Annotated in this window: 13 protein-coding genes; 2 read left to right on the forward strand and 11 right to left on the reverse strand. The window is 64.5% G+C overall.

What is annotated here, in order from left to right; all coding sequences use genetic code 11:
• Positions 1 to 65 precede the first annotated feature (65 nt).
• Both JNC62_RS03040 and JNC62_RS03045 read left to right on the forward strand, forming a co-directional pair.
• Positions 66 to 800 (forward strand): ABC transporter ATP-binding protein, encoded by a 735-nt coding sequence (locus JNC62_RS03040; protein ID WP_374835847.1) that lies wholly within the window; start codon positions 66 to 68, stop codon positions 798 to 800.
• Between the two features lie 22 nt (positions 801 to 822).
• Complete coding sequence (locus JNC62_RS03045; RefSeq protein WP_374835849.1) at positions 823 to 1,710, forward strand: branched-chain amino acid ABC transporter permease; 888 nt, start codon at positions 823 to 825, stop codon at positions 1,708 to 1,710.
• A gap of 200 nt (positions 1,711 to 1,910) precedes the next feature.
• Here JNC62_RS03045 and JNC62_RS03050 read toward each other — a convergent pair whose 3' ends face one another.
• The 11 genes from JNC62_RS03050 to JNC62_RS03100 all read right to left on the reverse strand — a co-directional run bounded on the left by JNC62_RS03050 (position 1,911) and on the right by JNC62_RS03100 (position 14,075).
• On the reverse strand, positions 1,911 to 3,515 hold the full coding sequence (locus JNC62_RS03050) for a 5-guanidino-2-oxopentanoate decarboxylase (RefSeq protein ID WP_374835851.1): 1,605 nt from the start codon (positions 3,513 to 3,515) through the stop codon (positions 1,911 to 1,913).
• Positions 3,516 to 3,544: 29 nt separating this feature from the next.
• Positions 3,545 to 4,267: an HpcH/HpaI aldolase family protein gene (locus JNC62_RS03055; protein WP_374835853.1), complete on the reverse strand. Its 723-nt coding sequence runs from the start codon at positions 4,265 to 4,267 to the stop codon at positions 3,545 to 3,547.
• Positions 4,260 to 4,955, reverse strand: a complete 696-nt coding sequence (locus JNC62_RS03060) for an RraA family protein (RefSeq protein WP_374835854.1) — start codon at positions 4,953 to 4,955, stop codon at positions 4,260 to 4,262. The genes JNC62_RS03055 and JNC62_RS03060 overlap by 8 nt, the downstream gene beginning before the upstream one ends.
• 14 nt (positions 4,956 to 4,969) lie before the next feature.
• Positions 4,970 to 6,091, reverse strand: a complete 1,122-nt coding sequence (locus JNC62_RS03065; protein ID WP_374835856.1) for an ABC transporter ATP-binding protein — start codon at positions 6,089 to 6,091, stop codon at positions 4,970 to 4,972.
• A 75-nt stretch (positions 6,092 to 6,166) separates the two neighbouring features.
• A complete protein-coding gene (locus JNC62_RS03070; RefSeq protein WP_374835858.1) occupies positions 6,167 to 7,195 on the reverse strand; it encodes an ABC transporter substrate-binding protein in 1,029 nt (342 codons plus the stop codon).
• Between the two features lie 29 nt (positions 7,196 to 7,224).
• Entirely contained in the window at positions 7,225 to 8,013 is a 789-nt protein-coding gene (locus tag JNC62_RS03075) for an ABC transporter permease (RefSeq protein ID WP_374835860.1), read from the reverse strand.
• On the reverse strand, positions 8,010 to 8,870 hold the full coding sequence (locus JNC62_RS03080) for an ABC transporter permease (protein WP_374835862.1): 861 nt from the start codon (positions 8,868 to 8,870) through the stop codon (positions 8,010 to 8,012). The genes JNC62_RS03075 and JNC62_RS03080 overlap by 4 nt, the downstream gene beginning before the upstream one ends.
• Entirely contained in the window at positions 8,867 to 9,559 is a 693-nt protein-coding gene (locus JNC62_RS03085; protein ID WP_374835864.1) for a GntR family transcriptional regulator, read from the reverse strand. The genes JNC62_RS03080 and JNC62_RS03085 overlap by 4 nt, the downstream gene beginning before the upstream one ends.
• Positions 9,560 to 9,782: 223 nt before the next feature.
• The gene (locus tag JNC62_RS03090) at positions 9,783 to 10,982 is read right to left on the reverse strand and encodes an efflux RND transporter periplasmic adaptor subunit (protein ID WP_374835866.1); all 1,200 of its coding nucleotides are present in this window, start codon (positions 10,980 to 10,982) and stop codon (positions 9,783 to 9,785) included.
• A 4-nt stretch (positions 10,983 to 10,986) separates the two neighbouring features.
• The gene (locus JNC62_RS03095) at positions 10,987 to 13,350 is read right to left on the reverse strand and encodes an ABC transporter permease (protein ID WP_374835867.1); all 2,364 of its coding nucleotides are present in this window, start codon (positions 13,348 to 13,350) and stop codon (positions 10,987 to 10,989) included.
• 5 nt (positions 13,351 to 13,355) lie between these two features.
• The gene (locus JNC62_RS03100) at positions 13,356 to 14,075 is read right to left on the reverse strand and encodes an ABC transporter ATP-binding protein (protein ID WP_374835869.1); all 720 of its coding nucleotides are present in this window, start codon (positions 14,073 to 14,075) and stop codon (positions 13,356 to 13,358) included.
• Between the last annotated feature and the right edge of the window lie 35 nt (positions 14,076 to 14,110).

The following is a 14,110-nucleotide window of genomic DNA, read 5'->3' on the forward strand; positions in this document are numbered from 1 at the left end:
GATCCCGGAGGGTGTCCCTTCATGCTATATGGCCGGGGCGGATGGACCTCGGCGAGGATTGCCCGATGAAGCATGACAACCAACACCAGCCCCCCTTGCTCGAGGTCAGCGGCCTCAAGGTCGCCTATGGACCGGTCGAGGCGCTGAAGGGCGTCGACCTCACGGTCCGCCGCGGTGAGATCGTCACCCTGCTCGGCGCGAACGGCGCAGGCAAGAGCTCGACGCTCAATTCGCTCGTCGGGCTTGCCGCCAAGCGGGCGGGGCGGGTGACGTTCGCCGGCAGGGACATATCGGCGCTGCCGCCGGAAATGATCGTGCGCATGGGCATGACACTGACGCCGGAGGGCCGCCGCATCTTCCCGTCGCTGACCGTTGACGAGCATCTTCTCCTCGGCGGGGCGATGCACAAGGGTCGCGGGCAGATCGATGCCGTCCGCGAGGACATGCTCTCGCGCTTCCCCATCCTCAAGGAGCGACTTCACCAGATGGCGGGCTCGCTCTCCGGCGGCGAACAGCAGATGCTGGCGATCGCCCGCTCCATGATGTCCTCGCCCGACCTTCTCCTGCTCGACGAGCCATCTCTGGGATTGGCGCCACAGATCGTCGACCAGATCTTCGAACTGATCACAGGCTTGCGGGAACGGGGTCTGACGATCCTGCTTGTCGAGCAGAATGTGTCGCTGTCGTTGGAGATCGCCGACGCCGGCTATGTCATGGCGAACGGGCGGATCGTGCTGTCGGGTTCGGCTGCCGAACTGCGCAACTCCAGCGAAATACAGGGCGCCTATCTCGGCGCGTGACCCGTGAGACGGAGAATTATCCATGGACATGTTCCTGCAACAGCTGGTCAACGCACTCAGTCTTGGCGGCACTTATGCGCTGCTCGCGCTGGGCCTTGCCGTCGTCTTCTCGATCATGGGGCTGATCAATTTCGCCCACGGTGAACTGATGACGGCGACAGGCTACGGCCTCTGCTTCGCGCTCATCTTCGGTCTGCCGTTCGGCCTTGCCGTCGTCGTGGCGCTGGCGGTCGGGATCGCGCTGGTGCTGCTGATGGAGCGCACTGCCTTCCGGCCCGTGCGCGGGGCCAGTGGCACGACCCTGCTGCTGACCAGCTTTGCCGTCAGCGGCATTCTGCGTGTGCTCTTTCAGAACTTCATCTCGGCCCGTCCCCAGCCTGTGCCAATGCCGATGAGCCTTTCCGGCACGATCGAGATCGGCAGCGTCCACATCGGTATCATCCAGGCGATCTCAATTCTGGCAACAGTGATCATGCTGGTCGGCCTCAACCTCTTCCTGCGCACGACCGTTCTCGGCCGCGCCATGCGCGCCGCTTCCGAGGATTTCGCCATCGTGCGCCTGATGGGCATTCGTGCCAATGCCGTCGTCGCCACAGCCTTTGCGATCTCGGGACTGCTGGCGGGTGTTGCCGGCATCCTGTGGGTGGCCCAGCGCGGCAGCGTCGATCCGCTGATGGGATTCCTACCGGTGCTAAAGGCCTTTATCGCAGCGATCATCGGCGGCCTTGGCAGCCTGTCCGGCGCCGTGGCGGGCGGTTTTCTGCTCGGCTTCATCGAGGTGTTCCTGCAAGCCTATCTGCCGGAAGCTCTGCTCAGCTACCGCGATGCCTTCACCATCCTGCTTGTCATCGGCGTCCTGCTGTTTGCACCGCAGGGGCTGCTTGCCCGCAAGACGGTCGTCAAGCTTTGAGGACCAAAACTCAATATTCAAATTGGATCTCTAACCCTGAACGTGAGAGCGCTAGTCGCACTGCGGGGAAGTGCGCTTGGCGCTGTATCTGAGGATCGTACGGTTATCGTCGAAATAAGCAATGATTCCAATAACGCCGACTTCATGATCAGCCGTGACTGTGCTCGATGCTGGCCGGCGGGAACAGGCACCCGCCTATATTACATTGTTTCCAGGAAGCCGGCTTTCTCGCGCAGATGAATGACGGTCGGGCCGTTCGCGGCAAACGCAGCCTTCACCGCCACCTCCAGCTCCTCGAAGCTGTTCGGCTCGGCGGTCCGGCAGCCATAGGCTTCGGCGAGCTTCACGAAATCCGGGTTGTGCTGGTTGACGCCGATGGTCGGAATGTCGCGGACGATCATGCCGTCGCGGATCTGGGCGAGGCTGTCGTTGTTCCAGAGGATGATGGCGAGCGGCAGCTTGTTTTCCACCGCGGTGCCGAGCTCCTGGAGGGTAAACTGGAAGCCGCCGTCGCCGACGATGACGACGACCGGCGTTTCGGGGCTCGCGATCTTGCCGCCGATCGCCGCCGGCAGGGCATAGCCGAGCGTGCCGAAGCCGGCCGGGAAATGCCAGGTGCGCGGCAGGGCGCTGCGATAGAAGGCATAGCCGGTGTAGGCAAGCTGCGTCATGTCGGTATAGACGACGCCGTCGTTGGGGATGGCATTGCGGAGGCTGTCGAGTACGCGGACATGCTTTTTTTCGAGCGGCGTCAGCGCGTCACGCTCGGCGGCGCGCAACGCGGCGATGGCATTGGACTCCTTGAAACCGGTGGCTTGGGAGACCCTCTCGGTGATTGCCGCCACCGCCAGTTTCGCATCCGCCTCCATGGCGACGTCGACATCGTAGTCGCGCACCAGCGTGGCCGGATCGATGTCGATGCGGATGAGTTTGCCGTTCATCGGCAGCGGGCCGTCGAGCCAGATGTCGGGTTCGGCAAGCTCGGTACCGACAAGCAGCACCGCATCGGCATCGCGCACGAAGGTCTGGGTGGCGCCGCGGTCGATCGTTACTTCGAGGGCAAGCGGATGGTCGTCAGGCAGGATGCCTTTGGCCGCGATGGTCGGCACCACCGCCGCGCCGATCTTCTCCGCCAGCGCCCGGACCTCGCCTGCGGCGGAAACTGCGCCGCCGCCGGCGAGGATCACCGGCCGCCTCGCCGCGTCGAGGATGGCAGACGCCGCCTCGACCTGCGCGGTATCCGGCGCACGGCGGCGCGCGGTGGTGCGCCGGCTGGCCGGCTTTTCATCCGGCGCCTTGAAGACGTCAAGCGGGATCGACAGATGCACCGGGCGCGGCCGGCCGCTTTCGAACAGCGCGAAGGCGCGGGCGATGTATTCGCGCACCTGGTCGGGGCTGCTCGCGGTCTCGGAAAAGGCGGTCAGCGGGCGCGTCACGGCCGACTGGTCGGTGATCTCGTGCAACGTGCCGCGGCCCATGCCGAGGTCTTTGTTGGCGGCGACGGAGGTGATCACAAGCATCGGCACGCTGTCGGAATAGGCCTGGCCGATCGGCGTTGCGGCGTTGGTGACGCCGGGGCCGGAAATCAGGACGCAGACGCCGGGCTTGCCCGACATGCGGGCATAGCCGTCGGCCATGAAGCCGGCGCCCTGTTCATGGCGCACGCCGATGTGGCGGATGCCGGCGGCATCCATGCCGCGATAGGCCTCGAGCGTGTGCACGCCGGGCATGCCGAACACGGTGTCGACCCCGTAGGCCTTCAGGATCTGCATCAGGCGGCTGCCGCAGGAAATGGTCTCGTTCATGAGGGAGAGTCCGTTCGAATTGGAGTGTTTCAGGGTTTCGCTGCGTCTTCGAGGCCCATCCAGATCGAGCCGTATTCGTCGGCGACGACCATCAGGCTGGCGCCGAGTTCCTGTGCGAAGGCGCGTTCGGGGCGCGACCAGGCGGGCATGATCCAGGGCTTTCCGGCGTTCCGGGCGGCCTGCGCGATCGTCTTCAGGTCGGCCTTGTCCGCATCGGTGTTGCGATAGGCGCCGCGGCCGGAATCGAGCGACAGGTCGCTCGGGCCGACGAACAGGCCGTCGACGGTCGGCAGTGCAAGGATCGCCTCGACATCCTTGAGAGCGGCGGCGGATTCGATCATGGGATAGCAGCGCGTCTTGGCGTTCTCGGTGTCGTAATAGTCCGGCTTCACGCCGCCGTAGCGGGCGGGACGGGTGCCGGAGAAGCTGCGCGTGCCGAGCGTCGGATACTTGGCGGAGGCGGTGACGCGGCGCGCGTGTTCGACATCACCGATATGGGGGATGATGACGCTGTCGGCGCCCATGTCGAGCGCCTGCTGGATCGGGATCGCCTCCGGCCCCAGCACCTTGGCGTGCATCGTCATGCCGAGCGCCTTGCCGAGCGCGATGATGCGGTCCGTCGCTTCGAGGTCGAACAGGCCGTGCTCGATGTCGAGCACGACATGGCGGTAGCCGATGTCATGGGCGATCTCGATCATCGCCTGGTGCGGGGTCGAGAGCCAGATGGCGAGGTTTTGGAGCGTGTCAGCCATGGGCCGCTCCATCCTTCTGCTGCCGCTCGGCGATCATGCCGGCGATGTCCACCAGATCCTGCAATTTGGCGCCGGCGCGGATGCGTGCCACCCAGCTTCCCTCGTCCTCCTGGTCGGCCAGCGCGATATCGGTGATGCCCGCCACCTGGTCGGGCGGCAGGACGAGGATGCCGCAGTCGTCGGCGAGGATGGCGTCGCCCGGATTGACGGTGACGCCGCCGCAGGACACCGGAATGTTGTAGCCGCCGCCGAGATTGAGCAGCTTGGTGGTGATCGGCGAGATGCCGCGCGCCCAGGTCGGCACGCCGGCCTCGCGGATCGCAGCCGGATCGGTAATCATGCCGTCGATGATCACGCCGGCGAGGCCTCGCTCCTTGGCAACGGCCGCCATGAAGCCGCCCCAGGCGGCGTGGCGCTCGTCGCCGGCGCGGTCGATCACCAGGATGTCGCCGGGCCGCACCCGGTCCATCGCGTGGTAAAGCAGGGTGGAATCGGGGCCGGGGATCGAGACCGTCTGCGCGGTGCCCGCCACCCGCACGCCGTCGATCAGCGGGCGTAGGTCATTGCGCATGAAACGGTCGTGCAGGTAGTGGCCGACGGTGGCCGCCTCGACGCGGGCAAAGCGGGCGAGCAGGCCGGCGTCGAGCTGCGGCGCTGGGTCGGCGATCCGGTAGGATTTGATCGACATGATGAAATGGCTTCCTATTGCGTGAGAATTCTGATGGCGGAGGGGGCGCAGGCGAGAACGCCCGGCTCTCCCGGTTGCGGGGTCGATCGGTCACGGCTGTTGCGGACGCGGGCCTGCAGACGGTTGTCGTCCGCAAGCGACAGGCCGTAGACGGTGTCGGTGCCGATGTAGACCGCCTCGCTGAGCGTGCCGGCAAAGCGGATCGGCGACCCGGCATCGCCGTCGACGAAATGCAGCGCCTCCGGCCGGATGGCGAGCGTGCATCGATCGCCGGCCTGCAAGGCGAGATCGGATTGCAGGTCGAACCGGCTGCCGGCGGCATCCAGTGCCAGCCGGTCGCCGCTGCGGCCAGCGACGCGGGCCTCGAGCAGGTTCATGTCGCCGATGAACCCAGCGGTGAAGCGGTTGGCCGGCTGTTCGTAGATCTCGACCGGCCCGCCGACCTGCTGGATGACTCCGTTGCTCATCACCGCGATGCGGTCCGACATGGTCAGCGCCTCCTCCTGGTCGTGGGTGACGAAGATGAAGGTGATGCCGAGGCGGCGTTGCATTTCCTTTACCTCCATCTGCATCTCGCGACGGAGCTTCAAGTCGAGCGCGCCGAAGGGCTCGTCGAGGAGCAGCACGGACGGCCGGTTGACCAGCGCGCGGGCCAGCGCCACGCGCTGCTGCTGGCCGCCGGAAAGCGCCGACGGCTTGCGGTCGATGGCGTGGGCCATGTGCACGCTCTCGAGTGCTGCCTTGACGCGCTGTCGGATTTGCTCCGTCGCCACGCCCTTGACGGAAAGGCCGAAGCCGACATTCTCGCCGACATTGAGATGCGGGAACAGCGCATAGCTCTGGAACACGGTGTTGACGTTGCGCTGGTGCGCCGGCACGCCGGTCACCTCCTTGCCGTCGAGCAGCAGCCGGCCGGAGGTCGGCTCCTCGAAGCCGGCGATCATCCGCAGCGTCGTCGTCTTGCCGCAGCCGGAGGGGCCAAGGAAGGTGAAGAACTCACCCGCCCTGATCTTGAGGTTCATCCGATCGACGGCATAGGTCGTCTGGTCTCCGCTGGCGCCGAAGGCCTTGCGGATATCGATCAGTTCGATGGCGACACGGCTTGCGCCGGCCGGCTCTGGGGTGTCAGGCGGCATATCGTTCTGGAACTCGCTGAGAAGGGGGAGGGCGGCCGGATATCGGCATCCGGCCGCCGGTGATGCGGCGCGCCGTTACTGGGCGGTCTTCACCTTCGTCCAGCCATCCTGGTAGAGCTTCGTGGCATCGCCCACGTCGAGGATGAAGTCCGCCTTCATCAGCGTTTCTTCCGGCGGATAGATGGCCGCGTTCTCGACCACGTCCTTCGGCAGCAGTTCCTTGGCCTTGTCGATCACGGTCGCGGATTTCGACAGGTCCGCCGCCTTGGCGGCGACCTCCGGTCGCATGATGTAGTCGATGAACTTGTAGGCTTCCTCGACGTTCTTCGCCGATTTTGGAATGGCGAAGCCGTCGATCCACATCGAGCCGCCTTCTTCCGGAAGGACATACTTAACCTTGGGATTGGTCGCCATCACCTGGGCGATTGAGCCATTCCAGCCCTGCACGAGGCAGGCCTCGCCGGTGGCGAGCAGGTCGCCGTAGTTGGTGCTATTGTAGCCGCCGAGTACCTTTCTCTGCTCGATCAGCGACTGGGTTGCCTTCTCGATCTCCTCCGGGTTGGTGGTGCCGGCGTCGAAGCCGTTGACCTGCAGGCCTGCGATATAGGCGGCCAGCATGTTGTCGAGCATATAGATCCGGCCTTCATACTGCGGATCCCACAGCGCTTTCCAGCTTGTCGGCGGGGTCTTTACGCAATCCTCGTTATAGGCGAGGCCGGTCGTGCCCCAGATATAGGGAACGGACCATTTCTGGCCGGGGTCGAAGGAGACGTTCTTGAAGGGGGCGCCGAGATTGCCGATGTTCGGGATCTTGGCATGGTCCAGCTCGTGCAACAGCCCCTGCTTGGCGAGAACCTGCACCGTGTACTGGCTCGGTTCGATGAGGTCGTAGCCGCTGGCGCCGGCCGACAGCTTGGCCATCATCGTTTCGTTTGAATCGTAGGTGTCGAAGGTCACGGTGATGCCGGTTTCCTTCGCGAAGTCGTCGACGACTTCCTGCGGCACTTCGCCGGACCAGGCATAGATGTTGAGCTCGGCGGCCGATGCGCCGGATGCAAAGGCGATCACGCTGACCGATGCAAGCAAGGTTTTCCAGTTTTTCATTGCATGTTCCCCATTCTTGGTTGGTGGTCTTATGATTGTTTGCGGATCGTCTTGAGGTAGCGCCCCATGACGACCAGGATGATCAGCACGTTGACGGCGATCAGCATCGCGCCGAGCGCGTTGATCTTCGGCGTCAGACCGGTCTTAAGCATCGCATAGATCTGGATCGGCAGCGGCGTAGTGCCGACGCCGGAGACGAAGGTTGAGACGACGAAATTGTCGAAGGAGATCACCGCGCAGAGCAGGAAGGCCGAGAGGATGGCCGGCAGCAGCAGCGGCAGCGTCACGCGCATGAAGATCTGCCGACCGTTGGCGCCGAGATCGGCGGCGGCCTCGTCGAGGCGGGGATCAAGGCCGGATGCCGCGGCGCGCACGATCAGGAAGCTGAACGGGATCGACACGAGCACGTGGCCTGCGATCAGCGTGCCGTAGCCGAGCGGAACGCCGGTCCAGACCGTGGCGACGAGCAGGCCGACGGCAAGCACGATCTCCGGCAGCACGAGCGGCGCGATCACCAGCGTCGAGAACAGGTTCTTCCCGGTGAAGGGGCGCTTGACCACGGCGAGCGCAGCACTGGTGCCGATCGCCGTTGCAAGCACTGCCGAGGCGGTGGCGACGATGACGCTGACCTTCAAGCCGGCCCTGAGGCCGCGATCGCCAAGCGCCTCGGCGAACCAGACCAGCGAAAAGCCCTCCCAGACCACCGTCGATCGGCCGGCATTGAAGGCGTAGATCACCAGCACCAGCAAGGGGGCGAAAAGGAATAAATAGCCGAGCAGCGTCGCGGCGGGGACGTAGAGAGCAAGCACCTTCCTCATGCCCGCGCCTCCTCGACCGAGCGCAGCACGCGCATGTAGCAGACGATGATCACCGACGAGATCGCCAGCAGCACCACGGAGACGGCGGCTCCCAACGGAATATTGCGGAAATCGAGGAAGAGCTGGACGATCAGGTTGCCGAGAATGATGCTCTTGCCGCCACCGAGCAGGACCGGAATGGCATAGACGCCCATGGCCGGTACGAAGACGAACAGGATCGCGGCCATGACGCCTGGCAACGACAGCGGGAAGGTGACCCGCCAGAAGGACTGCAGCGGCGTGGCGCCGAGGTCGTCGGCCGCTTCGAGCAGCCGCCTGTCGAGCCCGCTGAGCGCGGCATAGATCGGCAGCACCGTGGTCGGCAGGAACGCGTAGAGCATGCCGACGAGGACGGCCGGATAGGTGCCGATCATTCGAATCGGCTGTTCAATCACACCGAGGCCGACAAGCGCACTGTTGATCGTGCCGTTGCGGCCGAGCAGCACCATCCAGGCCGACATGCGCACGATGAAGTCGATCCAGAAGGGAATGAGCAGCAGCGCCAGCAGCAGGCCGGCATAGCGTCCGGCGCGCAGCGCGATGAAATAGGCGATCGGGTAGCCGACCAGCAGGCAGATGACGGTCGAGACCAGCGCCAGCTGAAGCGAGTTCGAGAAGATCGGCAGGTAGATCGCCTGGAAGAGTTCACGATAGCTCGTCAGCGTGAAGCCGAATTTCGCGCCGCCATAGGTATCCTGCTCGGCGAAGGAAAAGGCGATGACGATCAGGATCGGTATGGCCAGCAGGAGGATCGCACTGAGGAGGGACGGGGCGAGCAGCGCCAGCGTCATGAGGTTTCCTCGGCGCGGCGCGGTCATTTCCACGTCTCCATGCGGTTCTCGCGGAACGGCGGCTCGACCGGCCGGATGAGGCTCGTCGCACCGACGGAAAGATGGGCGCGCATCGCCGCCTCGGCATTGTCGGGGTCGTGGCTTGCGAGCGCCTGGTGGATCACGACCATGTCGTTGAGGTCTTCGAAGAGCAGCGCGACCGGAATGCGCGACACGTAGAGGCTGCGAACCGAAAGCGCGTAGAGGCGCGTCAGCGCCTGCATCAGATAGGTGTTGCCGGAGGCTTCCGCGATCAGCTTGTGCATTTCCTCGTCGATGCCGAGATGCCATTCGATCTCCATCCGGCCGGCCTCGACGCCGGTGCGCGCCTCCCCGATCAGCGTGGCGAGGCGATCGAGCTGGGCTTCCGTGATCCGGGTCGCCGCCAGACGGGCCGCCCAGACCTCGGCCTGGAGGCGGAATTCCTGGAGCTGGAAGAAGTCGGTGGCGGAGGTCGAGGAGACGAAGTAGCCGCGCTGCGGAACTGCCAGCAGCAGGTCCTCCTGCGCCAGCCGCTGCAGCGCCTCGCGCAGCGGCGTGCGGCCGACCGTCAGCCGCTCCATGCATTCCTTCTCGTCGATCGGCGAACCGGGCAGCAGCTCCGCCTTGATGATGGCATTGCGCAGCCCTTGATAGGCAACGTCGCTCAGGCGCATTTTCTTGTTCGAAGGCTGCAATGTCGATTATCCTACAAATATATTTTCAGAATATCATCGAAATATTGCATGTCAACCGGCCATATCTAACTGGAAATTAAGCCGTAGTGCATCGCATCCTGAGGAGGCGAGCTTTTTGATGCTGCGCGCAGTCGTCGAAGCCTTTTGCTTCGAAGCCCCCGCCCGGATCGGGCGAGTTCGTGCGGCTAAGGTTCACAGCCGGGAGTGGTTGTCGGGCTCCATCCTAGCGTTCGACGATCGCCACGCCGTCCGCAATGCGGTCACTCGGATAGAGCACGACCTTTTCGCCGGCCCTCAACCCATCCTTGATTTCCATCGAGAGGTTGTTGCGCTGGCCGACGACGACGGGTCGCAGTCTTGCACGCGCCCCCTCCGCCACGAACACCGCCCACTCCTCTCCCTGGCGGAACAAGGCGCCGAGCGGCAGCCTGAGAACCTCGCCCTCGAACAGGATGATCTGCACGTCGACGCGGTAGCCGTGCCCGAGCGACTGCCAATGATTCCGCGGGGCGGCAAAATCCAGGATCACGTCGACACGTTGCTCCTCGATGCCGAGCGCGGAAACCTTGGTCTGGCCGAAGGGCTCAACGCGCCGGACGGTCGCAGTCAGGTCCTCTCCGCCCCAGCCGGTGATGATGGCCTTCTGTCCGGGACTAACCTTGACGGCGTCTTCCGACAGTAGGTTCACGACGATCTCCAGATCGGTAGGGTCACCGATGTCCAGCAGAGCGGTACCGGCTTCGACCACCCCCTCGCTGCGCCGCATGACATGAAGGACCACGCCATTGACCGGCGCTGTCAGCGGTACGCATTCACACGGACCCGTCCGGCTCTGCATCTCCTGCCGCGACAGAATCCGCGAGCGAGCCTGGGTCAACTCGTGCTGCCGCACGTTCAGAGCTGCCTCGGCTGTCGCGAGGTTGGCTTCGGCGACATTGTAGGCGCGCTCCGCGTCGTCCAGGCTGCGCTTGGAGATCGTTTCGCGTGTGATGAGCATGCGGGCGCGGGCGCGCTCTCCCTCTGCGAAGGTCAAGTCGGCCTTTGCCTTGTTGAGCTCGGCGGCGGCGAGATTGTACGCCGCTCGCGCGGCCTCCACCGCAGCCTGCTGCTCCGCTTCCGAGCGAACGTCCAGAAACGCCGGTGCGGCGGGCTCAATCTGGGCCAGTTGTGTCTTCCCGGCCTCGACGACATCGCCCGCCTCAGCGGTGATGCGCTGCAACTGACCGCGGAGCGGCGTATAAAGCGTGTAGACGTCGCGTACGCGCGTCTCGCCTTCTTCGTCGATGGACACACGCAACAGGCCTGGCGCGGCGGTTGCGAGATCGACCGGGATCGGCTGCGGCCGCAGCGCGTAGGCGATGCCGGCCGCAAGCAGCGCCAGGAGGACGCCCCAGATTGCCAGCCTGCGTTTCACGACCCGCAATGGTTTACTCCCTTGTTTTCAGCACCGCGATCAGATCCAGACGGTCGAGACGCCGACGCACGATTGCAGCACAGCCCAAAGCGGCGGCGAGTACGATCAGTGCCGCCTTGCCGTAGGTTGCATCGCGCAGGACCAGAGGTACACGGTAAAGTTCCGTCTCGAAGGCGCTCGTCATGTACCATGCCAGGCCGAAACCGATGACCGCGCCCAGCGGGATGGCGATCCATGTGAGGATGCCGACTTCACCAAGTAGGATGTAGGAGATCTCCCAGCGGCTGAAGCCGAGGACGCGCAAGGTCGCGAGTTCGCGCGCCCGTTCGGACAAAGCGATCCGGATCGAATTGTAGGTGACGCCGACGGCAAGGGTCATCGAAAAGACGACGAAGAAACCGATGAAGATCAGGATCGTTTCCCCCATCGTCTTGTGGAAGGTATCGATGGCGTCGTGGCGGAAGAGAACTGCGGCGACGACGGGGAGATCCTTCAGCCTCGCAAGCAGCATCGAACGGCTCTGGGCGTCGACGCGAACATGCAGGCCGCTTGCGACGCGCCCGTCGCCGGCCATCCGGTTGAGGGCGGCCATGTCCATGTAGGCCGGCTTGCCGATATAGGTCTCGAAGATCTGTACGACTGGCACGTTTTCCCGTCGCTGCACCCCTTCCAGGGCTTCGACCACAACGGTGTCGCCCGCTTCGACTTCAAGTAACTCGGCCAGCTTTCGCGAGAGAACGAGCCCATCGGGCGGGACGTCAATGCGCCCGCGTTCGACGTCGAAGACCGGGCTGAGGACCGCGCCGGGCGGGATGCCGATTATTCCCTGTCGCTCGACGAGGTGTCCATGGCTGATGCGCGCCGGCATGTGGCGGTAAGGTTCGGCCGCAAGGACTCCGGGAAGGCGCTCGAAATCACCGATTACCTTGATGGGCTGCAGGTCGCTGAAGGCGATGGTCGCGTCCTGATGCTGTCCGCGCTCGAATGTGGTCTCGGCGAGGGAATCGATGGCATCCACCCATTGCAGGGCCATGATGAGCACGGCGACCGACATGGCCAGGCCGAGGCTGGCAAGGAACGCCCGCACGGGCCACCGGACGATACGCCGCACGATCATGCGCGACGGTTCGTCCAGCGCACCGGACAATGCCGTGCGCGACGCCCAACTGCGGCGATAGAGCGGCGGGGAGGGAGGCAGCATCGCTTCCGCAGGGGGCAGCAGGATAGCACGCCGCACTGCCACCAAGCTGCCCGCAAGTGCCGCACCCAGGCTGATCGCGCCGGCGATCACGAAGCCGGCCGGGCCAGGTCGGTAGAGCAGAAACGGAAAGCGGTAGAACTGGGTGTAGAGTTCGGTGTTCCAGTGTCCCAGCCAGGCGCCGGCCAAGGAGCCGATCAGTATTCCAAGCGCGCCGATGACAAGGACCATCTTGGCATAGTGCCAGCCGATGCTGAGGTTTCCGTAGCCAAATGCCTTCAGCAGGCCGATCTCACGGCGTTCCGTTTCAATCAGCCGGGCCATCACCATGTTCGTCAGGAAGGGGGCAACCGCAAGGAAGATTGTCGGCATGATCCGGGACATGTTCTTCTGCTGCGCGATCTCGCTTTCCAGGAACCAGTTGGAGGTCTGGTCGGGTCGCCCGTAGGCACCAACACCGCCGAATGGAGCCAGCATCCCGTCGAGCCGCCGGATGACGTCGCGGGCATCCGCGCCCGGCAGGAGACTGAGCGTCACGCTGTTGAAGGATCCCTGCAGGTCGAAGGCGGCCGCCAGCGCATCCCGGCCCATCCACAAGATGCCGAACCGTTCGTCGTCGGGCATGAGGCCGCCGGGGGCGATGGCATAGACGAATTCCGGACTGAGCGCCGTGCCCACGACCTGTAGCGTGCGTTTGCGTCCCCTCAGCACGGCATCGAAGCTGTCACCGGGCTTCAGCCGGTGCGCCTCGGCGAAGGGCTCGCTCACCACCACCTCGTCCGGCCTGGTCGGATCGACCAGGCGCCCCGACCGGACGACGAGTGCGTTCATGAGTTGAGGGCCAATGTCGGGCAGTGAAATTACCTGCGCGACGACGGGTTCGGCATAGCCGGCCATGTCGAGAATGGCGCCTTCGACAATGCGCGTCTCGACAAGTCGTGCGCCCGGGATCCGGGCGATGTCGCGTCCGAGCGAATCCGGCGCGCGCTTGGTCTGGGCAAAGACATCGGCAAAGCGCGTGCGTTCGTAATAGGCCGCGGTCGTCTCCTGGAGCGACTCGATCGTGGTGAGGGCCATGACCAGCAAAGCTGTCCCGGATGCGATGACGAGGGCGATGGCGAGGACCTGGGCCCTCAGGCTCCACAGTTGGCGAAGCAGCTTGCGGTCCAGACTGCTCACGGCGGTCACCACTGGAGTTCGGCGGGCCGACGTTGAACGGCGTTTAGCCGCGTTTCAACGATGCGCCCGTCGCCGAAGTAGAGCACCCGGTTGGCAATCTCGGCAATGACGGCATTGTGGGTGATGAGCGCCGTGGTCGTTCCCAGGCTGCGGTTGATCTTCAGGATCGCGTCCAGGACGAGGATGCCGGTCTTGCTGTCAAGTGCGCCGGTCGGTTCGTCGCACAGAAGCAGATCGGGTCGCTTTGCGATTGCGCGGGCGATGGCCACGCGTTGCTGTTCGCCACCGGATAGCTGCGCGGGAAAGTGATCCATCCTGTCGCCCAGGCCGACCATTGAGAGAGCCTCGGCCGGCGGCATTGGGTGCCTGGCAATCTCGGTCACGAGAGCGACGTTTTCGCGGGCTGTCAAGCTCGGGATCAGATTGTAAAATTGAAAGACAAAGCCGACATGGTTGCGCCGATAAAGGTTGAGGGCGCGTTCGCTGTCCATCGAGAGTTCGCTGCCGCGAAACAAGACGCTGCCGCTTGTCGGTGCATCGAGCCCGCCGAGAATGTTGAGCAAGGTCGATTTGCCGCTCCCGGACGGCCCCAGCAGCACCACCAGTTCGCCTTCGTGGAGATCGACATCAACACCGCGTAGCGCGCGAACCTCGACCGTGCCCATCCGATAGACCTTCGTTAGGGCACGCCCCTGCAGCGCTATCGCCGATGCTTCACGCTCCACCGCTTGCTCCCTGGCTCGAGGTGATCACGGTATGG

The sequence above is a fragment of the Mycoplana ramosa genome (assembly GCF_041930185.1).
GTDB lineage: Bacteria > Pseudomonadota > Alphaproteobacteria > Rhizobiales > Rhizobiaceae > Mycoplana > Mycoplana ramosa.

Bases quoted from the DNA above. Each gene is read 5' to 3' on its own strand.
- JNC62_RS03040 (WP_374835847.1), top strand. From the start codon at position 66: ATGAAGCATGACAACCAACACCAGCCCCCCTTGCTCGAGGTCAGCGGC.
- JNC62_RS03070 (WP_374835858.1), bottom strand. From the start codon at position 7,195: ATGAAAAACTGGAAAACCTTGCTTGCATCGGTCAGCGTGATCGCCTTT.
- JNC62_RS03065 (WP_374835856.1), bottom strand. From the start codon at position 6,091: ATGCCGCCTGACACCCCAGAGCCGGCCGGCGCAAGCCGTGTCGCCATC.
- JNC62_RS03075 (WP_374835860.1), bottom strand. From the start codon at position 8,013: ATGAGGAAGGTGCTTGCTCTCTACGTCCCCGCCGCGACGCTGCTCGGC.
- JNC62_RS03060 (WP_374835854.1), bottom strand. From the start codon at position 4,955: ATGTCGATCAAATCCTACCGGATCGCCGACCCAGCGCCGCAGCTCGAC.
- JNC62_RS03050 (WP_374835851.1), bottom strand. From the start codon at position 3,515: ATGAACGAGACCATTTCCTGCGGCAGCCGCCTGATGCAGATCCTGAAG.
- JNC62_RS03045 (WP_374835849.1), top strand. From the start codon at position 823: ATGGACATGTTCCTGCAACAGCTGGTCAACGCACTCAGTCTTGGCGGC.
- JNC62_RS03080 (WP_374835862.1), bottom strand. From the start codon at position 8,870: ATGACCGCGCCGCGCCGAGGAAACCTCATGACGCTGGCGCTGCTCGCC.
- JNC62_RS03055 (WP_374835853.1), bottom strand. From the start codon at position 4,267: ATGGCTGACACGCTCCAAAACCTCGCCATCTGGCTCTCGACCCCGCAC.